This window comes from Rheinheimera riviphila, from assembly GCF_004005945.1.
GTDB lineage: Bacteria > Pseudomonadota > Gammaproteobacteria > Enterobacterales > Alteromonadaceae > Pararheinheimera > Pararheinheimera riviphila.
Genome location: NZ_SACS01000005.1, coordinates 33,671 through 54,184, shown reverse-complemented (window position 1 = coordinate 54,184; position 20,514 = coordinate 33,671). Strand labels below are relative to the sequence as shown.

15 protein-coding genes and 1 tRNA gene are annotated in these 20,514 nt (G+C 51.1%); 9 read left to right on the top strand and 7 right to left on the bottom strand.

Going from position 1 to position 20,514, the window contains the following annotated elements; translation table 11 throughout:
• The first annotated feature begins 142 nt into the window (after positions 1-142).
• The 5 genes from rpsU to EOE67_RS06500 all read left to right on the top strand — a co-directional run bounded on the left by rpsU (position 143) and on the right by EOE67_RS06500 (position 5,026).
• Positions 143-358 (top strand): 30S ribosomal protein S21, encoded by a 216-nt coding sequence (rpsU, locus tag EOE67_RS06520; RefSeq protein WP_031567241.1) that lies wholly within the window; start codon positions 143-145, stop codon positions 356-358.
• Positions 359-373: 15 nt separating this feature from the next.
• Entirely contained in the window at positions 374-817 is a 444-nt protein-coding gene (locus EOE67_RS06515; RefSeq protein ID WP_127698232.1) for a GatB/YqeY domain-containing protein, read from the top strand.
• A 211-nt stretch (positions 818-1,028) separates the two neighbouring features.
• On the top strand, positions 1,029-2,753 hold the full coding sequence (gene dnaG / locus EOE67_RS06510) for a DNA primase (protein WP_127698231.1): 1,725 nt from the start codon (positions 1,029-1,031) through the stop codon (positions 2,751-2,753).
• A 102-nt stretch (positions 2,754-2,855) separates the two neighbouring features.
• Positions 2,856-4,706 carry an RNA polymerase sigma factor RpoD gene (gene rpoD, locus EOE67_RS06505; RefSeq protein ID WP_127698230.1) on the top strand — a complete coding sequence of 617 codons (1,851 nt, stop codon included), beginning with the start codon at positions 2,856-2,858 and terminating at the stop codon, positions 4,704-4,706.
• A 243-nt stretch (positions 4,707-4,949) separates the two neighbouring features.
• Positions 4,950-5,026 (top strand) — tRNA-Ile (locus EOE67_RS06500).
• Positions 5,027-5,085: 59 nt separating this feature from the next.
• On the opposite strand, the gene EOE67_RS06495 is transcribed toward EOE67_RS06500, so the two are convergent.
• A complete protein-coding gene (locus EOE67_RS06495) occupies positions 5,086-6,336 on the bottom strand; it encodes a helix-turn-helix domain-containing protein (RefSeq protein WP_164852241.1) in 1,251 nt (416 codons plus the stop codon).
• A 199-nt stretch (positions 6,337-6,535) separates the two neighbouring features.
• Between EOE67_RS06495 and EOE67_RS06490 the strand changes: the two genes are divergently transcribed.
• From EOE67_RS06490 to EOE67_RS06475, 4 genes are all read left to right on the top strand, one after another.
• Complete coding sequence (locus EOE67_RS06490) at positions 6,536-7,294, top strand: hypothetical protein (protein ID WP_127698228.1); 759 nt, start codon at positions 6,536-6,538, stop codon at positions 7,292-7,294.
• Positions 7,295-7,551: 257 nt separating this feature from the next.
• Positions 7,552-8,277: a hypothetical protein gene (locus EOE67_RS06485; protein WP_127698227.1), complete on the top strand. Its 726-nt coding sequence runs from the start codon at positions 7,552-7,554 to the stop codon at positions 8,275-8,277.
• The gene (locus tag EOE67_RS06480; protein WP_127698226.1) at positions 8,274-9,281 is read left to right on the top strand and encodes a sensor histidine kinase; all 1,008 of its coding nucleotides are present in this window, start codon (positions 8,274-8,276) and stop codon (positions 9,279-9,281) included. Before EOE67_RS06485 ends, EOE67_RS06480 begins: the two co-directional genes overlap by 4 nt.
• A gap of 20 nt (positions 9,282-9,301) precedes the next feature.
• On the top strand, positions 9,302-10,036 hold the full coding sequence (locus EOE67_RS06475; RefSeq protein WP_127698225.1) for a LytR/AlgR family response regulator transcription factor: 735 nt from the start codon (positions 9,302-9,304) through the stop codon (positions 10,034-10,036).
• Between the two features lie 26 nt (positions 10,037-10,062).
• On the opposite strand, the gene EOE67_RS06470 is transcribed toward EOE67_RS06475, so the two are convergent.
• The 6 genes from EOE67_RS06470 to EOE67_RS06445 all read right to left on the bottom strand — a co-directional run bounded on the left by EOE67_RS06470 (position 10,063) and on the right by EOE67_RS06445 (position 20,505).
• The gene (locus EOE67_RS06470) at positions 10,063-11,184 is read right to left on the bottom strand and encodes a hypothetical protein (protein WP_127698224.1); all 1,122 of its coding nucleotides are present in this window, start codon (positions 11,182-11,184) and stop codon (positions 10,063-10,065) included.
• A gap of 93 nt (positions 11,185-11,277) precedes the next feature.
• On the bottom strand, positions 11,278-11,457 hold the full coding sequence (locus EOE67_RS06465; protein WP_127698223.1) for a YbdD/YjiX family protein: 180 nt from the start codon (positions 11,455-11,457) through the stop codon (positions 11,278-11,280).
• A 35-nt stretch (positions 11,458-11,492) separates the two neighbouring features.
• Positions 11,493-13,559: a carbon starvation CstA family protein gene (locus tag EOE67_RS06460; protein ID WP_127698222.1), complete on the bottom strand. Its 2,067-nt coding sequence runs from the start codon at positions 13,557-13,559 to the stop codon at positions 11,493-11,495.
• A 192-nt stretch (positions 13,560-13,751) separates the two neighbouring features.
• Positions 13,752-16,082: a GH92 family glycosyl hydrolase gene (locus tag EOE67_RS06455; protein ID WP_206099493.1), complete on the bottom strand. Its 2,331-nt coding sequence runs from the start codon at positions 16,080-16,082 to the stop codon at positions 13,752-13,754.
• Positions 16,083-16,087: 5 nt separating this feature from the next.
• A complete protein-coding gene (locus tag EOE67_RS06450; protein WP_127698221.1) occupies positions 16,088-17,878 on the bottom strand; it encodes a sodium:solute symporter family protein in 1,791 nt (596 codons plus the stop codon).
• Complete coding sequence (locus EOE67_RS06445; RefSeq protein ID WP_127698220.1) at positions 17,875-20,505, bottom strand: beta-mannosidase; 2,631 nt, start codon at positions 20,503-20,505, stop codon at positions 17,875-17,877. Before EOE67_RS06445 ends, EOE67_RS06450 begins: the two co-directional genes overlap by 4 nt.
• Positions 20,506-20,514: the final 9 nt, after the last annotated feature.

Genomic DNA, 20,514 nt, shown 5'->3' with positions numbered 1-20,514 from the left:
GGATCCAACGCACAGAGCCAGCAAAGCATATAAGTGCTTTACTTTAGGCGTGGCTTTTGAGTAAAATGCCGCACCAAATTTAAACGTATTGGTTAGCCGCTGACCAGAACGCGGTATCCAGATAAACCGAGGTGAGATTTTAATGCCTGTTGTTAAAGTTAAAGAAAACGAACCATTTGACGTAGCGTTACGTCGTTTCAAACGTTCATGCGAAAAAGCAGGCGTATTGGCTGATGTCCGTGCAAAAGAATTCTTCGAGAAGCCAACTTGGGTTCGTAAACGTAAGAAAGCTGCTGCTGTTAAGCGCCACATGAAAAAGCTTTCACGCGAAAACGCTCGTCGTATCAAGCTTTACTAAGACCGCATTCCTCAGATGGCTCTGCTCGAGCAACTTCAGGAAGCACAAAAAGACGCAATGCGTGCCAAAGACAAATTGCGTCTTAGTACTATCCGTATGGCACTGGCTGAAGTTAAACAACGCCAGCTCGACCATCAGATGCAACCTGACGATGCCAATATCCTTGCAATTTTGACCAAAATGGCCAAACAGCGCAAAGAGTCTGCGACTCAGTATACTGCCGGCGGCAGAGCTGATTTAGCAGAAATTGAGTTATCTGAAATCGCGATCATTGAGCAGTTTTTACCGCAAGCCTTAACTCAGGCTGAGCTGGACGATATGCTGACGCAGGCAATTGCCGCAACAGCAGCCAGCTCAATGCAGGACATGGCAAAAGTCATGACCTGGTTAAAGCCGCAGGTTCAGGGTCGCACCGATATGGGCGCACTCAGTGCTCTGGTGAAAAACCGGCTGAACTAACGTCCATACCCAAAATCATTGAAGATTCGGGTAGGCGGCAACTGAACGAATCCCCAGGAGCATAGTAGTTCTATGTGACTGGGGTTTGTGAAGGCGGCCAACAACCCCGAATCTTCAAGGATGACGGGTATAAGCTGTTAAACTGCACACCGTGCCTTAGCGCACGGTTTGTCTTTTTCTGAAATGAGCATTTTTAAGCAAAAGGAAAAAGGTGGCAGGACAAATCCCAAGACCCTTTATCGATGATTTGTTAGCTCGTACTGACATCGTCGAATTAATTGATTTACGGGTGCCGTTAAAAAAAGCCGGTAAAAACTATACCGCTTGTTGCCCTTTCCATAGCGAAAAATCACCTTCTTTTACCGTGAGTGCTGACAAACAGTTTTATCACTGCTTTGGCTGTGGCGCTCATGGCAATGCCATTAGTTTTATGATGGCATTTGAACAACTCGAATTTGTGGAAGCCATTGAAGAGCTTGCAAAAATTCACCACGTTGAAGTGCCGCGTGAAGCCGGCCATAAAGCAAAAGCTTATGTGCAGGGTACGGCTGATGACTACAGTCAGATGCAAAAAGCAGCGCAGAGCTATCAGCAACAATTAAGTCAGCATTCACATGCCACGGCCTATGTTGCAAAACGTGGCTTATCGGCTGTGACCATCGAAAAATACGGCATTGGTTATGCCCCTGATAGCTGGGACTTGCTGCTGAAACAACTCGGCGCCAACAAAGTTTCCCGCGATCAGCTGTTTGAATTAAAGCTGACCAATCGCAACGAAAATGGCCGCGAATATGATTTTTTCCGCGACCGCATTATGTTCCCTATCCGCGATAAACGCGGGCGGGTGATTGGTTTTGGCGGACGGGTTTTAGGTGACGGTACCCCTAAATATCTGAACTCGCCGGAAACAAGATTGTTCCATAAAGGCCGGGAACTTTACGGCTTGTATGAAGCCCGACAACAACAGGATCGGCTCGACCGGCTGTTGGTGGTTGAAGGATATATGGACGTGGTGGCGCTGTCGGAACAAGGGATTTCCTTTGCCGTGGCTTGCCTTGGTACTGCCACCACTTCTGACCATATGCAAACCATGTTCAGGTTTTGTCGCAAAGTGATTTGTTGTTATGACGGCGACCGTGCTGGTCGTGATGCCGCCTGGCGCGCGCTACAAAGCGCGTTGCCGCAATTAAAAGACGGCGTTGAACTGAATTTTGTATTTTTGCCGGACGGCGAAGATCCGGATTCACTGGTCCAAAAAGAAGGCAAAGCAGCGTTTTTAGCCCGGCTCGACCAGGCAATGCCTTTAAGCAATTATCTGTTTGACCACCTATTGCAGGAGCTGGATGTATCCAGCGATGCCGGAAAGTCCGGTTTGTGGGTCAAAGCCAATGAGATGATTGCGACGATCCCCAGTGAATTTTACCGTGAATTATTACAGGAAAAGCTGGCCAATCTGGTGGGCAGAGCGCGCAATCCAAATACCAAAAACAGCGCCGGTAAAGCCAGTGTAACGCCGGTGAAAACCAGCAAAATTACGCCAATGCGCCGGGCTGTTGCACTGCTGCTGCAGTATCCGCAGCTGGCCAAAGTAATGCCGCATGCGCCGGAATTAGCACAGGCGAATTTACCAGGTGTAGCGCTATTGCTGGCGATTCAACAACATTTAATAGAAAAACCACAGTTAACGACAGCGCAACTGCTGGAATACTGGCGGGAATTACCAGAGTACAACATTCTGAGTAAATTGGCGTTATGGGACCATCAGGTCGCAGAAGAGCAATTAACTCAGGAGTTTTTAGATACGTTTCGTTCGATCGAAGACCAATATTTACAGCAGCGCCTTGAATCATTACAACGCAAGGACCAATTAAGTAAATTATCGGTGGCCGAACGACACGAATACGCCATGCTGTTGAAGGCATTCAAGAGCAAATAACTGCAGATGAGCTCAGGTTGCTGGCTAGAAAAGCCGCGCTTTGTTATACTCGCTCATTCGCATTTTTGAAATTTAACATATTTGGGTGGAAGAACAGCCTCTATGGAGCATAATCCTCAGTCGCAATTAAAACTCCTTATCTTAAAAGGTAAAGAGCAAGGTTATTTAACTTTTGCCGAAGTAAACGATCACCTTCCACAAGATATCATCGACTCTGATCAGATCGAAGATATCATCCGCATGATTAACGACATGGGTATTCAGGTGTTTGAAACGGCACCTGACGCTGACGACTTGATTATGTCTGACGCGGCACCGGATGAAGACGCCGCCGAAGAAGCCGCACAGGCTTTGGTCAGTGTTGATAAAGAACTGGGTCGCACCACAGATCCAGTCCGGATGTACATGCGCGAAATGGGTACAGTTGAACTACTGACCCGTGAAGGCGAAATCGACATCGCCAAGCGTATTGAAGAAGGGATCAACCAGGTACAAACCTCGGTCGCCGAATACCCGGAAGCAATTACCTATCTGCTTGAACAATGGGATAAATTTGAAGCTGAAGAAATTCGCTTAAGCGATATCGTTTCTGCTTTTATTGATCCAAACGAAGTCGACGATATCGCGCCAACCGCGACGCATATCGGTTCTGATGTGCCGGAAGAAGAATTAGCTGATGAAGATACTAATTTAACCGGTGACGACGAAGAAGAAGATGGCGAAACCGAAGAAGCCGATACCGGCCCGGATCCGGAAGTTGCCAAAATCAAATTCGGTGAACTGCGTACCCAATACGAAGTAACCCGCAATTCAATTACCAGCAATGGCCGCGAACATGCGACCACCAAAGCTGAAATCGAAAAGCTGAGTGAAGTTTTCCGTTGTTTCCGGTTAGTACCAAAGCAATTTGACCGTTTAGTCAAAAACATGCGTGAAATGATGGATCGCGTTCGCGTCCAGGAACGCATCGTGATGAAAAACTGTGTTGAATACGCGAAAATGCCAAAGAAAAACTTCTTAAAAGCATTTACCGGTAACGAAAACAGCAGCGCCTGGATTGACGCCGAAATCGCCGCCAACAAGCCATATTCTCCAAAACTGGGAGAAATGCGTGACGATCTGGTGCGTTCAACCGACAAACTGCGCAAAATTGAAGAAGAAACCGGCCTGTCGATTTTCAAAATCAAAGACATTAACCGCCGGATGTCGATTGGTGAAGCCAAAGCTCGCCGCGCCAAGAAAGAGATGGTGGAAGCCAACTTACGTCTGGTAATTTCGATTGCGAAAAAGTACACCAACCGTGGTTTGCAATTCCTTGATTTGATTCAGGAAGGCAATATCGGTCTGATGAAAGCCGTAGATAAATTCGAATACCGTCGTGGTTACAAGTTCTCAACTTACGCTACCTGGTGGATCCGTCAGGCGATCACCCGTTCAATCGCCGACCAGGCGCGCACCATCCGTATTCCGGTGCATATGATTGAAACCATCAACAAGCTGAACCGTATTTCACGGCAGATGCTGCAGGAGATGGGGCGTGAACCGTCGCCGGAAGAATTATCTGAGCGCATGGGCATGCCGGAAGATAAGATCCGCAAAGTGCTGAAAATCGCCAAAGAACCAATTTCGATGGAAACACCGATTGGCGATGACGAAGATTCGCATTTAGGCGATTTTATCGAAGACAGTGGTTCAGAATCACCACTGGATTCAGCCACCATGGAAAGCTTAAAGGCAGCCACCAACGAAGTGCTGGCAGGCCTCACCGCCCGCGAAGCCAAGGTACTGCGGATGCGGTTTGGTATCGATATGAATACCGACCATACACTGGAAGAAGTCGGCAAACAGTTTGACGTAACGCGTGAGCGGATCCGTCAGATCGAAGCCAAAGCACTGCGTAAGCTGCGTCACCCTTCCCGCTCAGAAGTGTTAAAAAGCTTCCTCGACGAGTAGTCACTGGTTCGTTGAACTAAGTTTAAAAAAGCGCCTACGGGCGCTTTTTTTTTTCCACAGCTGGATTGGTAACTGCAGCAGTTTTTCAGCAAGTACACAGCCCTGCGGCATCCGCGCAAGCTAAGCGCCTAAAAAATCAGCAATTGACCAAGGAAAGCCCGCGACAGCAAGTGACAACAGTCCGAAAAATTCTTATACTGCCTGCGTTTTATTGCATCCTGCATTCGCAACTGCATCAAACACGGCCCTATAGCTCAGTTGGTTAGAGCGCTCGACTCATAATCGATCGGTCCCTGGTTCAAGTCCAGGTGGGGCCACCAATTATCAAATCCCGTTTCCCGATTCTTTCCGCACTATTTACACCAGCAGCTTGTGCCGCTCAGCGCCCTTTTTGCAGCATTGCTGGCGTGATGCCAAATCGTTTTTTAAAGCACTTACTAAAATATTGATCAGACGAAAAACCGCAACCGTAAGCGACCGACTGCAACGTCTGGCCTTGCTGTAATAATGCTTTGGCGCGTTGCAAGCGGAACTCCTGCAGATATTCGGCCGGAGAGCTTTGATAAATTCGCAAACAACGCCGCTGCAGCTGGCGTTCGCTGGATCCCAGTAAAGCAGCCAGCGCCGGGATTGAAAAGTCAGCTAGCTGATAATTCGCGTCAATCAACTGATCTAACCGCTTGGTAAATCGCAGATCACGCGCCGCAACATCGGTCTGCAATCGGGCCAGGTAATGACTTTTATCTGCCAGCAAGGTGAACGCAATACTTTGGCGAATTTGATTGCGAATTTTCAGGAGTAACTCAGCGGCATGGAACGGTTTACAAAAATAGTCCACCGCACCCGCCAGTAAGCATTCGGTTTTTGTCGCCAGATCTTTAAACCCGGAGAGCACAAATAGTGGAATATGACGACAGGCCTGATCTTGACTGAGCTGACGGATCAACGCCAAGGCATCTGGTTTTGCTGCTAACACGTCAGCCAGGATCAAATCCGGTTGTTCGCGTTTGACCCATTCCAGCAGCTGCGAGTCATCCGGCACCAGCAACACCAGATAGTCATTCTGCAATAAACTGGCGATAAATCGGCGGATCTCGTTGTTGGGTTCAAACAGCAAAATGCAGGGCCGATAACGTTGTTCACCGCCAATATATTGGCCGTAATCCGCTAAGCCGTCCCGACGGATCTGCCGGTTGGATGCGTCAGCGCTGTCTGCCACCAGCACTTCGCCCGGCACAAAAAGTTGCAACCGCTTCAGTCGCTCAGTGTGACAGAGCTTAACCTGCCAGCCGCTTTGCCGCGCCAGATAACAAAATCGGATAAACGCCAGATTTTGATGCCAATCAGGTAACAACGTTGCGGCATCAAAATGGATCACAAGCTGTGCACCTGCAGGTTTTTGTACAGAGTTCAGCCTGATCCGTCGGCACAACTGCCCTTGTTTCATCGTCGCCTTGATGAATAGTTGGCAGAGCAAATTTAACTTTTGCGGGGCAATCCTGATTGCAGTTGTACTTTGAACCAACCAATCCAGCTTGATATCCAGCAATTGGCATAAACTTTCACAGGCAAGTAACTCCTTTGTCAGCTCGTCTTCGAAAATCAATTCCTGCTCTAATTCATCGTGCAACAGCTCCCTGTTGATTCTGACATCCATGTGCATCTAAGCCTATCTCCAGGTTCGCCCACATCCAAGCGAGAACATGTCGGGAAAAAACAAGTTCCTGTCGCTTTTTTACATACATTTGTTAATGCCATTTATAAACTGTCCACACTGGGTTTGACCAGGGGTTTTTCGGTAAATGTACACGAAATCAAGGACAAGCAAGATGCAGGAACGCAATTGCCAGCAACAGGACGCCACCATTGGCACCCGTGATACCGGCATTACAATAAAGGGCACCAATCAGCCCCTGCCAGGCTCCGTCATTGCATGTGGTGTTTGCCAACACCCGATGAAGACCGCCAGAACGATCGATAGCGACAGCCCGGCGGATCTGAGCGTGGGCATTAACCTCGAAAATGATGTCGGCGCACCAACCGGATACGGCTATTTATTGTCGATCATCTATTGTCAAAAATGCGGTTTTGCCACTACCGCTCTGAATCATGCTTGCCCGGACGACATCCGGGCATTGGTGCACAGTATTCCATATCAACTGCAATGGTCCGACGAAAGTTTACCTAAACTGGCGCGGGTGTTTTTGTGCAAAGCGATTTTGGATTTATCCCGCCAGCAGTTGTGTGATGCGGCATATAGCGCATTAGCAGCAGCCTGGGTCTGTGATGAACTGGCCGACAAAAACGCTGCAATCTGGTGTCGGAAAGTGACTGCAGAATACTTCCGGCGTTATTTTAGCAATAACCCGCGTCTGGACTCCGAGCAACAGCGGATGCTGTTTCATTATGTGGATGTTTGTCACCGGGCGGGTCTGCTGCAACGGGCGCGGCAGTTATGCCGGATCATCGCCCAGCAGCAACTTGATGCAGGACAGCAACAACATCTGACATTACTGCAAATGCAGCTTGGTCAGTCAGATGTCCCGCCACAACAGCAGCTGACAGATTTAATCTCAGACCTCACTTAGCATCGAAGGTTGGGGAACACGCAGCAGCACTGCGAAATTCAGTTACTGTAACTGCAGCGGTTGTATTGCTGAATCAAATCGCAGGTCAACTGCTGAGTGACGTCATGGATGATGTCACTCGTCCTCTTCATTCACCCCCACTCATTGCGCTTTTTCCGCTGTTAAAAGTGCGTTTTCTACCCTTGATGGGATCGTGCTTTCGACCCCTTGTTGCTTCCACCAAACTGCTGGTATCAACCACAAAACGGAACGGTATCATGCAGCAATCTCATAAAATCTTTAACCAAACCAGCCTTAATATCCTGTTCGTCGCCGTGCTGGCAGCGCTGACCATCAAAACGCAGATACTGCCAGTCGACAGCAGCACGGTGCGTGAACTGAATGTACAGCGGATCAATGTGATGGAGCCAAGCGGCCATCCGCGCTTGGTCATCGCCAATACCAGCCATGCGCCAAAAGCCATTAAAGAAGGCAAAGCGTTTTTTGATCCGGGCCCAAGGCCAGGCATGATTTTTTACAATGATGAAGGCACTGAAAACGGCGGCTTCATCTTTCGTGGCCAGAAAAAAGGCGACAAAGTAGAACATGGTCTGCATTTATCTTTTGACCGTTACAATCAGGATCAGAGCCTGGCGCTGCAACATATCGAACAGGACAACATGTTGATCACCGGCGTCAATATTGTCGACCGACCGGCTTACCCGATTGATGAATACATGGCGTTGATGCTGGCTTCGGAAAAGGGCGACGCCGCTGCGACTTCTAAAATCAAAGAGTTGGAGCAACAACATCCAGATATTCATGGTCAACGCCGGGCGTTTTATGGCACATTAAACAAAAAAGCCATGCTGCAACTGAATGATCCTCAAGGTAAAAAGCGAATCGAAATGGCGGTTGATACCGATGGCAAACCACAGTTGGTGTTTTATGCCGAAGATGGCACTGAACTGATGCGTCTGCCTGAAGCGGTGCAACCAAAATGAACCACAAACTGAAAACTCTGGCGGCGTTGTTGTTGTTTTCATACGGGCTGATGTTGTATCTGGCGCTATTGCAAACCGCGCCAGGCGAGCCATTGCAGTTTCATGCCGATGCGCCAGTCTGGCTGACGTTGCAAGCGGTGCTGTCCTTGTGGTTAAGCCGTAAAACGGACAATCTGCTCTGGGCAACACGTCAACCACCATCACCGCTGCGGCGTTACACTCAAAGTTTTGGCCTGAGTCTGCTGCTGTTTGTCGGTCTGATGACCCTGCTGCAACTGATCATCGACCTCGCAACCCAGCAGCCGACTGTCGCGCAGCAGTATCTGCGGATTAGCCTGATGTATCTGCTGGTGCATAGCTTAATCGCCGGGGCGGACCTGTTATGGCGGGCGTTACAACAGCAGCAGCAACAACAGCTGGAGCTGCTCAAAGTCGGCCAGCAAAACCAGCGCTACCAACTGCAATTGCTGCAACAACAACTGGACCCACATTTTTTATTTAACAATTTGAATGTGTTGTCAGTGCTGATCCATAAAAATGCCGATCAGGCCGAGCAGTTTTTAGATCAGTTCGCCGACATTTACCGTTACCAATTGCAGCAAGGTAGCAAACCTTTAGTGACGCTCTCCGAGGAGCTGATGTTTGCCAAACAATATCTGGCGTTGCTGCAGCAGCGGTTTCCACGCAGTTTTCGACTGCAGAACAATGTGTTGGCCGAGCAGTCAGCACAGTGGCAATTGGTGCCCTGCAGCCTGCAGCTGCTGATAGAAAATGCGGTGAAGCATAACTGCGCTTCAGCGAGCGAGCCTTTGGAAATCTGTCTTGAAGTACAGCAAGAGCAGCTTATTGTCCGACATTTGCTGCGACCAAAAGCCTTTGCGCAGCCAGGCACCGGCACTGGTTTAGCCAATCTGGCGGAACGTTGCCTGGCGCTGCTGGGTCGTCCGCTGGACATTGTGAAAAACGAGCAATTTATCGTTCGGGTGCCGCTGCAAGCGAGTTGAACAGGAAACAACCAACGTTGATGAAAGTAGTGATTATTGAAGATGAACCGCTGGCTGCAGAAAAACTTATCGGCTATCTGAGTCGACAGCAGCCTGACGCGGAGATCGTGGCGCAACTCGGCAGCGTGGCACAAGTGCTGGCGTTTTTCAGCGAGCCGCGGTCGCTGGATTTGATTTTTTCCGACGTTGAGCTGGCTGATGGTCAGGTGTTCAGCGCGCTGGAACAGCTGGATTTGCCTTGCCCTGTGCTCTTTACCACCGCCTATGATCAATATTGGATGCAGGTGTTTCAGTATCAGGCGGTCGATTATTTGTTAAAGCCATTTTCATACCAGCGCTTTGCCGAGGCGATGCTGAACTTTGCCCAGCTGAAGCATAAACTGCAGCTGCCCGCCACAGCAACTGCAACCTTAAGCTTTAAAAAACGTTTTTTACTACGCAAAGGGCAAAGTTTGGCCATTTTGCCGGTGGCCGATATTCTGCTGATCCGCGCAGCCAACGGCGTGTTGCTCGCGACAGACCAACGGCATCAAGTGCATATTCTGACCGAAAGCAACTTAGGTGAGATTGAACGCCAACTCGACCCAGCCGACTTTTTCCGGCTGAACCGCAGCGATATTATTCACATCAACAGCATCGTCAAAGTCGAGCCCTTTAGCAAAGAAGCGGTAGCCGTCGTTCTTTGCTGTGACCAAGAACCTGCCATCAGCAGCAAAACCAGAACTGCGTTGTTGCGAAAGTGGTTAAATCAATAGCGGCTTCATCAACACTGCTGTCAACTTCAATCAGCCGGCTTTTGCTGCGCCGCCAAATAACGCTGTGGATCCGCCAGCTGCTGCATTTTTAAAGCTTTTTGAAACACCTGCAGTGGCGTCAGGGTGCTGACCGCGTCCGGCGCTTGGTCCTCGGCAGCAACTTGCGGTAAAGCGCGGATCACCCCGGCAATCGACGACAATTTGCGGAAGGTGTCAAACCAGAACGGCCCACCGAGGCCGACCAGTAAGCCGGAAAAAATCACCAGCGCCATCCGTTCTAAGAGTTCAGGAAATTGCTGTGGCCAGGGTGCCCCCATCGGAATGCTGGCGTCTTGTAACAGTTTTAACGATTGCTGCATGCTGGCCTGTAATTCAGCGACCGACTTTTCTGGGCTAAGGTGTGGCGGGGCTGCGATTGGGTCTGAAGTTGCATCTGCATCAACGTCTGTTGTCCCGCGCGATGCGCTAACCAGCTGTTGTACCGCCGCATCAGCCGCCTGTTGCTGTTGTTGCATCGTCAGACTGACCAATTCACTTTGTGTCAGTAACTGTTGCCGCACCTTATCATCCCGCAGCACGGTGTTAAACACATCCACCACGTTCAGGTTTAGCACTAACACCAGCACGATGGATAACAATACCGAAACCATTTGCGCTCTTTTGGCGAAATACTCGCGGGTACTATTGCCATAATCGGCAAATTTTTCGGACACATCATCGAGGAAATCACTCAGATATTGCGGCGCGATGGTCGCACCAAGTTGCTGGGCTTTCGCGGCAAGCTCACGCCCGGCTTCGGTATCGGCGAAACGGGCGATAAACTCAAGCGCAGTCAGACTTTGTACTTCACGCCCAACAATCACCCGGTGCCAGTGTTTGCGAAACCAGCCGCTAAAACCGGTGAGCTGCTTGTCAAAAGGCATATAGCGTAAAGTAGTGATTTTCTTGCTAAAACCTGTGGCGGCACGGGTTTCCAGCTGCAAGCGTGGCGCGATGATGTCGGTATATAAAGCCGCCACCAGCTGGCGCATGCCGCGCTGGCGTAACTTAAACAGCCGGTGATAAAAACTCTCCACCAGCACCGTGACCATGGTCGATAACACCATCATCACCACACAAAATGCCATCGCGGCTTCTAACCAAATCATCACCCCTCCTTGTCACAGGCCAAGGCCTGGACCGATCAGTAACAGTTCAGCAGCAAAAAACTCGGATTGCAGCGTATCGCCAGTAACTTTAGCCTAACAACAGCGTTTTATGCCATGCCATTTCCGCTCTTGTTCGCGCTTAAAAAAGCTTTTCCGATCCAGCGGCGGCTCATCCGGATGCTGGCTGAGCTGATGGCGCAAGTAGCGCTCGTAGGCATCGTCACCGGATAACTGCCGCAGCAGCGTCCAACATTGCAATAACCAGCTTTTCATCAGGCGGTTCCTGTTTTATTTATTTGCATCTCGGGTCAACCCATGACTTTGGGCAACTGACTAGGCTGATAAGGTGTTTCTGACGAAGGCAATACCGCAAGTCCGCGCTGGCGCCGCCAGGCCATTCGCAGCATGTCCCCAACCACCAGATACAACAGCACCACAAACAACAGCGCCAGACAGGCATCCAGTTGTTGGTTAAAAATCAGCTGCGGCGCCACAGCGGCTTTATCCGCCGTTAATAAACCTGCATCCAGTTTGTGCTGTAAGTCATTGGCCGCTGCGAAAAAACCGATCCTTGGGTCGTCGCTGGTGATTTTCTGAAACACCGCCGTGGAGGTCAGGATCAGTAACCACAACAGTGGCAGCGCCGTGACCCAGACATATTTCACCCGACCGGTTTTAATCAGAATAGAGGTTGCAACGGTGAGGGCAATCGCGGCTAATAACTGATTAGAAATCCCGAACAACGGCCACAGAATATTGACGCCGCCATTCGGGTCAATCACTCCGATGTAGAGGAAATATCCCCAGCCCGCTACCACCAGACAAGAGCTCAGCACCACCGATGGGTACCAGCTGGTTTGACCCAATTTGGGGATAAAATTACCCAACATATCCTGCAACATAAAACGGCCGACCCGGGTGCCGGCATCTAAGGTCGTCAGGATAAATACCGCTTCAAACATAATGGCAAAGTGATACCACATCGCCAGCAAGTGATCGCCAAAAGCCGAAGCAAAAATGCTGGCCATGCCGACCGCCAGCGATGGTGCGCCACCGGTACGGGCAAACAAGGTGGCTTCGCCCATTGTCGCCGCCAGACTGTTCATTTGCTCAACGGTGACCGGGTAGCCCCAACTGGTGATAGTCGCGACTGCAGTCGCCGGATCCGCACCAACCACACCAGCCGGACTGTTAATGGCGAAATATACGCCTGGGTCCAGCACACAGGCTGCCAGCAGCGCCATGATCGCAACAAAAGATTCCAGCGCCATACCACCATAACCAACCATCCGGATATCCCGTTCATTTTCCAGCAGTTTGGGGGTGGTACCAGAGGAAATCAGTGAATGGAAACCAGAAATAGCACCACAAGCAATGGTGATAAAAACAAAAGGAAACAAGCTGCCAGCGAAAATCGGGCCGGTGCCGTCAATAAACTGGGTCAGTGCTGGCATTTTTACGTCCGGCTGCAGGATGACAATTGCGACCGCCAGCAACACCACAGTGCCGAGTTTCATATAGGTGGATAGATAATCTCGGGGCGCCAGCAGCAGCCACACCGGCAAAATAGCTGCCAGCAAACCATAACCAATCACGGCAAACGCCAACGGCAAACCAGGGTGATTAAACCATTCGCGTAGCCCAGCTTGTTGATCGACCCAGCCACCGGCCCCGACCGACAGCAGCAACAACCCCACCCCAAGCAACGAGCCTTCCAGCACCCGGCCTGGGCGTAGGTAGCGCATATAAATACCGATAAACACAGCGATGGGAATAGTCGCCGCCACTGTAGAAGTGGCCCAAGGCGAGTGTTTCATCGCATTCACCACCACCAGCCCCAGTACGGCAATCAGAATAATCATAATCAGAAAGGTGGCGAGCAACGCGGCAAAACCACCGACCGGCCCCAATTCATCCCGCGCCATCTGGCCCAGACTACGGCCGTCACGGCGCATCGAACAAAACAACACAATCATGTCCTGCACACAACCTGCCAGCACGCTACCGGCTAAAATCCACAAGGTGCCCGGCAGATAACCAAATTGCGCGGCGAGCGTCGGGCCGATCAGCGGGCCAGGACCGGCAATGGCGGCGAAATGGTGGCCAAACACCACCCAGCGGTTGGTCGGCACATAATCGCGACCATCGGCAAGACGTTCGGCAGGTGTGGCGCGGGTGTCGTCCAGCATCAGCACTTTGGCCGCGATCCAGGCACTATAAAAACGATAGCCAATCAAATAAGTACAAACTGCCGCCACGATAAACCAGATGGCGTTAATCGATTCGCCTCGATTGAGTGCGATGCCGCCGGCCGCCGAAGCGCCTGTCACAGCGACCGCCAGCCAGATCAAATTCTGGCGCCAGTTCCTTGTCATGCTATTCCCCGTCAGACTATTGTTTTTGTTTATTTTTTGTCTGATTGTTCTAACGGGTTCGGCCTATCTTGTCAACGAATTGCCTGCTGGTCGGGGCTGCTATGTAATGAAAAAGGGGGCGGAGCTAATTGTTTACTTTGCAAACAATTAACTCCGCCCCCTTTTTACCATCTTTTTTTACCATCTTTTATATTAGATAGGCCCAAACTCAAAGTGCAAGGTACCACCTTGCATCAGCTGTTGGTAGTTCAGCACCTGCCCTACTATCCGCTGGCCGTTCCAAGATACAGCTGTGACATACTCGCCTGGAGCTGCCGGTTCAGCGGTGATCTGCAACAACTTGCCATGATCAAGTTTAAGTGTGACAGCAGAAAACTGCGGTGTGCCGAGCACAAATTCGCCACCGACCGGGTTAAGCGGATAAAAACCCAAAGCGCTAAACACATACCAGGCCGACATCTGACCGAGATCGTCATTGCCGGCCAGGCCATTGGGTTCGGCGCGGTACATGCTGTCGCGGATTTGTTTGATCCGCGCTTCACCTTGCCATTTTTTGCCGGTAAAAGCATACAGATAAGGCACATGATGCACCGGCTCGTTGCCATGGGCGTACTGGCCGATTAAGCCGGTAATATCCGGCGACACCTCGCCTTCCATCTTTGAACTCATGCTAAACAACGTATCGAGTTTTTCGGTGAACTTCGCTTCGCCGCCATAAAGCGCCATTAAACCCGGCACATCATGGGGTACAAAAAAGGTGTATTGCCAGGCATTGGCTTCGGTGTAATCGGTGGTGCGATGCGCCACATAAATCGGATTAAAGGGGCTGACCCAAGCGCCGTTGCTGGTTTTCCCCCGGAAAAAACCGGTGCTGGCATCAAACAGTTGCTGATACGACAAAGCCCGTTTCGCAAAATAATCGGCATCGGCCTGCTGGCCGGCCGCCTCGGCTATTTTCGAAATTGCATAGTCGTCAAAAGCATATTCCAGCGTTTTTGATACCGCTTCGACGTCCAGATCTGACGGCACATACCCGTATTTGCCAAACAAATCGATGCCAAAACGTGACTGCTGCGTCGAGGCTTTAGCGGCTTGCAGAATGCGCCCGGCAGAAGCTGTGGTCAGGCCTTTAAGATAAGCATCCGCCAGCACCGGCACTGCATGATAACCAATCATCACATCGGTCTCGTTTGACATCAGATCCCAGGTTGGCAGCAAACCGCTTTCATCATAAAAACCCAGCAAGGAGTGCATCATCGGGTCAACGCGCGAAGGATCGGTGATGGTCAATAACGGATGCAAAGCGCGGAAAGTATCCCACAGTGAAAACAGCGTATAACGCGGGATTTGCTGCTGGTTGCCATCAACCATTGGCTGATGCACCGCGCCATCGGCACCAAAATAGCGGCCGTCGACATCGCTGAACAGTTGCGGCGCCAGATAGCTATGATAAAGCGCGGTATAGAACTTGGTTTTGGCGGTTTCGTCAGGATCGTTCACCTGAAAGCGTCCCAGCTGCGTCGCCCAGCGCTGGGCAGCTTCTGCTTTCACCCGATCAAACGAAAAATGCGGCACTTCCGCCGCTAAGTTGGCTTTGGCGCCGTCGATGCTGACATAAGAGAGTGCCACTTTGCCGACCAGCGACTGCCCCGGTAAAGCGCCAAAATCGAGCACTGCCTGGCCTTTTTCGGTTTGCAGCAGTTGGCCTTTGACCGCTTTGCCATCCTGATACAACTGTGCAGCAAACGGCTGGTTAAAGGTCGCCACAAAATACAGCGGCTGATATTTAGCCCAACCCGTGGAAATGCGGTAACCGCTGATGGTGTAAGCGTCTTCAACCTTTAACAAGGTCACCACTGACTTATCGTAATTCTGGGCATAACCCAAATCGAGCAGCAGTTTGGCCTTTTCACTGTTGCTATAACTATAGCGATGCACGCCCACCCGCTCGGTGGCGCTCAGCTCAGCTTTCACACCAAGCCCGGGCAAATTCAGCTGATAAAAACCCGGACTGGCTTGTTCATCGGCATGCTCATACAGCGCAAACGGCCGTTTGTGTTCATTTTTTTGTTGCTGCGCATAATCACCTTGCAGTGGCATCAGCAGAATATCCAGTAAATCGCCAACGCCGGTGCCGGATAAATGGGTGTGACTAAAACCAATCAGCACATTGTCAGAATAATGGTAACCCGAGGTCCAGTCCCAGCCTTGACTTGGATTATCCGGACTCAGTTGCACCATGCCAAAAGGCACCACGGCACCTGGAAAAGCGTGGCCATGGCCGCCGGTGGCGATAAAGGGATCAACGTATTTCAGCACCGCCAAGGCATTTGCCGAAGGTGGCTCCGAGGCTGCTGTTGTGGCTACTGTGGTTGCAGTTGTAGCAGTTGCTGCCGTTGAAGCAACTGGGGAAATAGCCGTTTCTGGCGCCGCACAGCTGCCCAAAACCAGCGTTAATCCGAGCGTAACACCAAAGCAGCGGCTACGGCTGCGGTGGCAGCCGGGGGAAATGACAATATTCAATGGGATTAATCCTTGAGTTTATCGAGCCAGTTGATTTTCAGGAACCAGGAGGTCACCAGCAGCACCAATAATGCCGCCCAGAAACCCTGCCATTGCTGCATCACCAGACAAATCGGCAGCACTACCAGCGTTAATTGCCAGCCGGTACCGACCAGAATATTCACTGCATCGCGGCCAGGCGTTTGGTCAGGGAAAAACGTCGGATCAGCCGCCAGCACCTTGGCTTTGACCGGCGCCCAGAATCCCCAGGGCCGCACCTGGCGGTAAAAACTCATCAGCACCGCTTCATCGTCCGGCGGCGTCAATAAAGTCCCGGCGACTGAACCAATCAACCCAGCCAGCAATAACCAGGGGAACGCTAACAGCGGCTGTAAATCCGGCCACAACAACGGCAATAACATCGATGCGATGAGCCCCGACAACATGCCCCAGAAATAACCATAAGCATTAAAACGCCACCAATGCCATTTCAGTAAATTGGCCGCGGCGTACCCGCCAAACAGCGCACCAAAAATCCACTGCATAATATCGTTAATCGATTCCAGCAGCAGCCCCAGCGCCACCCCAATCACCACCAACAGCACCGACACCAGATGGCTGATGCGGATATATTCTTTGGTCGAACCTTGTGGGCGCAGGTACTTTTTGTAGATATCGTTGACAAAATAAGCCGGCGCCGCGTTTAACGACGCCGAAAACGTCGACATAAAGGCCGCCAGCAAACCGGCAATCAGTAAACCTGCTAAGCCAACCGGCACAAAACGCTCGATGGCATAAGGCAGTAGTTGTTCAAAATCAAAACCAGCCCCGGCCGCCTGAATTTCCGGCTGCATATACACCAGCGCCAGTGCGGCAAAACCAGCGACCATCATGTACCGTGGAATAAACATTACCAGGGACACCAAACCACTCATCTTGGCCGCTTCGGACGGGCTTTTCGCCGCCAGAATGCGTTGCATATCGTAGTTCGGCACCGGGCCAGCCATGCTGAATAACACACCTTTAAACAACATCATCATCAACATCAGACCGAATAAATCGAGGCCATCGTTGTGAATTTTGTCGTTGACCGAGTCAATCAGCCCGCTCCAGTTTAAATCGAGGTTCCAGCCAAACCATAAACTGTCCCAACCCTCTGGCGTGGCCGCAGCCAGCTGCTCTGGACTGACTTGCTGCATCGCAATCACCCCAACGGCGACAGCGGCGATGGTCATCAGCAAAAACTGCAGTAACTCGGTAAACACCACGCCGTACATGCCACCTTTCACCACATACAAAGTGGTGACGGCAAAAATAATCAGCGCGTACATATCGGGTGATAAATCCCACGGCAGGAAAATGGCGGCAAATTTACCGATGCCTTTAAAGCCGTAAGCGATAAAACCAATGGCGCTGACCAGCGCAAATACCACCACCACCAGCTGACAGAGTTCAGCGCCGCGACCATGACCAAAACGGGTTTGCAGCCATTCGGCGCCGGTCATCGCATTGGAGCGGCGTAACCAGGCCGACAGATACACCATCAAAAATACCTGATTAAAAATCGGCCAAATCCACGGCAGCCAAGCGCTTTTCAGGCCATAGACAAAACAGACGGTGACCAGCCACATGGTGCCGGCAATATCAAACATGCCTGAAGCGTTCGATACACCGAGCATCCACCAGGGCATGGTTTTGCCACCCAGAAAATAGGAATTCAGATCTTTACTAGCGCGGCGTGAAATCCATAATCCCAGCCATAAGGTGCCTATCAGATAGAGCAGGATAATGGCATGATCAATCCAGACCAGATTCATACCGGCACTCCGTTAACTGAAGTGTCTGGATAACTATCCACCAGCGAACGCACCCGCAGCTGCGATGCCAGCGCCAGTATTTGGGCGCTGGTTAAATCAGGCAGGGCGGCAGTCACTTCCACCGGCTCGTTTGCCAACAAATCGATAAAGTTATCCGAGAAATTCAGCACCTTGCCCTCCAGATCCGGTAATTCCAGCAACACTTGCCGCAGCAGGGTATGGCTTTGCAAGCGTACTGTGAGCAAACCATCGATGGCGCTGATCTGTAGCTCGGCGGCAGCTTGCTGCAACAACAGCTCCCGATTAGGCCGGAAAAAATGCAGATTGTCTGTTAAAACCCGACCATCGGCAGCGGACAGCAGTTGAGCGTGCAGCACCAGTTGCCGGTCATCGGCTAACTTTGTCAGCTCGGCTAGTGACCACTGTTGCAATTGCATGACTTGCAACGGCGCGACGCTGATTTGCTGCGACTGCTGCCACAACACAGCGCCACTGAAATCCAGCAACCGTAGTTGTAAGGTGGCGGCCATCGCAACCTGGCTATCGGAAACCAGTTTTAACCTGAGCTGTTGATTTTGTTCGCTAAACTGTTCACTTAAGTCTTCACTAAATACCAGACTTTGCGCCCGGAAACTCCGTGCTGCCTGATAATGCAGCGCCTTCCAGCGGCCGTAATAATCAATGCCAGACCAAGAAGCGGCCGGCCAGGTGTCATTCAATTGCCAATACAAAGTGCCCATGCAAAATGGCATTGCCGCACGGTGCGCATCAAAGGCGAGCTTTAGCCCCAACGCTTGCTGTACCTGACTTAAATACAGCAGCTGCTCAAAATCCTTCGGTAGCTGATACTCATCAGCCAGATAACTCTGGATCAGTTTATTGCCGCGTGGATGCTTCTGATGCACCGTCAACATCGGCGATTCCAACCGCTGCTCGGCTTGGGGTAAAAACTTATCGACCGAACTTTTAAGCGGAAAGGACTGAAAGCCGTATTCGCTCATAAAACGCGGAATACGTTTTTGATATTCGGTAAAAGGCTGCTCACCATGCCAGACGCCCCAAAAATGGTGGTTGGCGAGATGGTCGGCATCGTCTTCCCAGAAGCTGATCGGTGATGAGCGCAGGTAAAAGCGGTCGCCATCGAGTTGCTGCACCAGACCCGGCAACAACTGTCCGAACAACTGGCAGTAGTCCTGTTTTAGCTTGGTAAATAACTGCTCTGAATAACCAAATTTCTGTGGCCAATCCCAGCGCGCAATGCCCATATCCACTTCGTTATTGCCACACCACATGGCGATACAGGCATGGTTACGCAGCCGTTTAATGTTGTACCGCGTTTCACGTTCAACATTGGCCAAAAAGTCCGCATCACCCGGATATAAACTACAGGCGAACATAAAGTCCTGCCAAATCAATACGCCATGCTGATCGGCCAGTTGGTAAAACTGCTCGTCCTGATAAAAACCACCGCCCCAAACCCGCAGCATATTCATGTTGGCGGCGCTTATTGCAGCAAACTCACGCTGATAATCGGCGGCGGTTAAAGTGCCCGGAAAAGCGCTGGCCGGAATATAGTTAGCGCCTTTCATAAACACCGGCAAGCCATTGACCTTAAAGTAAAAGCTTTGGCCATCGGCATCGTTTTCGTTGATGACTTCTACAGTGCGCAGGCCAATCTGCAAGGAGCGTTCTGCCAGCAGCTGTTGACTGTTTGCATCATACACAGCGACCGAAAACGGATATAAATACGCTTCGCCAAGCCCGGCCGGCCACCATAGCTCTGGCTGTTGCATCGCCAGCAACCACTGAAATTGTTGTGCGCCAGCGGTGAGTTCCTGCGTAACTATTTGATTTAGTTCCGGTCGTACACTGCATTGTAGTTGCAGCTGATACTGCCCCGGCGTCAGCACGGTAAAATCCAGATCAAACTGCAGGCTGGCCTCAGCTGTAGTTAGAGCACGCTGGGTAAACTGCAGATCGTCAATTCGCACCGCCTGATGACCGACTAAAGCAATGCCCCGCCAGATGCCGCTACTGACAAATCGCGGGCCCCAGTCCCAGCCAAAGTGGCACGGTGCCTTGCGCACATAAACACTGAGCTTGTCGTCCGACTTATCATTTTCCGCCGGATAGACCATGCCGGACGCCAGCTGGAGCGGTTTCACTTTATTAATTGGTGAATGGAAATAAATCTGCAGCAGATTGTTACCGGCAACCAGTAGCGACTGACAATCCAGCTGATGACCAACAAACATATTGTCGGTGCTGGCCAGCAACTGCCCGTTCAGGTAAATATCGGCATAGGTATCCAGCCCCAGAGCTTCCAGCTGCCAGACCCGACTTTGTAGTTCGGCGGCGCTTAACTGAAATTCGCGCCGGTAGACCCAGTCTTTTTGTTCTATCCACTGCAACTCTGTTTCATGGTCGGCCTGCATCGGATCGGCAATCAGGCCGTTGGCGAATAAGTCGGTGAAATTGCAGCCGGGCACTGTCGCCGGATGCCAGACATCGCTAAGCGCCTCTGAAAAACTCCAGCTGCCGGTTAAATCCAGGCGGCGGGTTGCCGGGCTGGCGACTGTTGCTGCGAAAAGGGTGCTAAATGCGCTATCACTGTGGGCTTGGTTCATAAGGTCCAT

What these genes read in the sequence shown, in the direction of transcription:
- rpsU (WP_031567241.1), top strand. Translation starts at nt 143, where the DNA reads ATGCCTGTTGTTAAAGTTAAAGAAAACGAACCATTTGACGTAGCGTTA.
- EOE67_RS06515 (WP_127698232.1), top strand. Translation starts at nt 374, where the DNA reads ATGGCTCTGCTCGAGCAACTTCAGGAAGCACAAAAAGACGCAATGCGT.
- rpoD (WP_127698230.1), top strand. Translation starts at nt 2,856, where the DNA reads ATGGAGCATAATCCTCAGTCGCAATTAAAACTCCTTATCTTAAAAGGT.
- EOE67_RS06490 (WP_127698228.1), top strand. Translation starts at nt 6,536, where the DNA reads ATGCAGGAACGCAATTGCCAGCAACAGGACGCCACCATTGGCACCCGT.
- EOE67_RS06485 (WP_127698227.1), top strand. Translation starts at nt 7,552, where the DNA reads ATGCAGCAATCTCATAAAATCTTTAACCAAACCAGCCTTAATATCCTG.
- EOE67_RS06480 (WP_127698226.1), top strand. Translation starts at nt 8,274, where the DNA reads ATGAACCACAAACTGAAAACTCTGGCGGCGTTGTTGTTGTTTTCATAC.
- EOE67_RS06475 (WP_127698225.1), top strand. Translation starts at nt 9,302, where the DNA reads ATGAAAGTAGTGATTATTGAAGATGAACCGCTGGCTGCAGAAAAACTT.
- EOE67_RS06470 (WP_127698224.1), bottom strand. Translation starts at nt 11,184, where the DNA reads ATGATTTGGTTAGAAGCCGCGATGGCATTTTGTGTGGTGATGATGGTG.
- EOE67_RS06465 (WP_127698223.1), bottom strand. Translation starts at nt 11,457, where the DNA reads ATGAAAAGCTGGTTATTGCAATGTTGGACGCTGCTGCGGCAGTTATCC.
- EOE67_RS06460 (WP_127698222.1), bottom strand. Translation starts at nt 13,559, where the DNA reads ATGACAAGGAACTGGCGCCAGAATTTGATCTGGCTGGCGGTCGCTGTG.
- EOE67_RS06450 (WP_127698221.1), bottom strand. Translation starts at nt 17,878, where the DNA reads ATGAATCTGGTCTGGATTGATCATGCCATTATCCTGCTCTATCTGATA.
- EOE67_RS06445 (WP_127698220.1), bottom strand. Translation starts at nt 20,505, where the DNA reads ATGAACCAAGCCCACAGTGATAGCGCATTTAGCACCCTTTTCGCAGCA.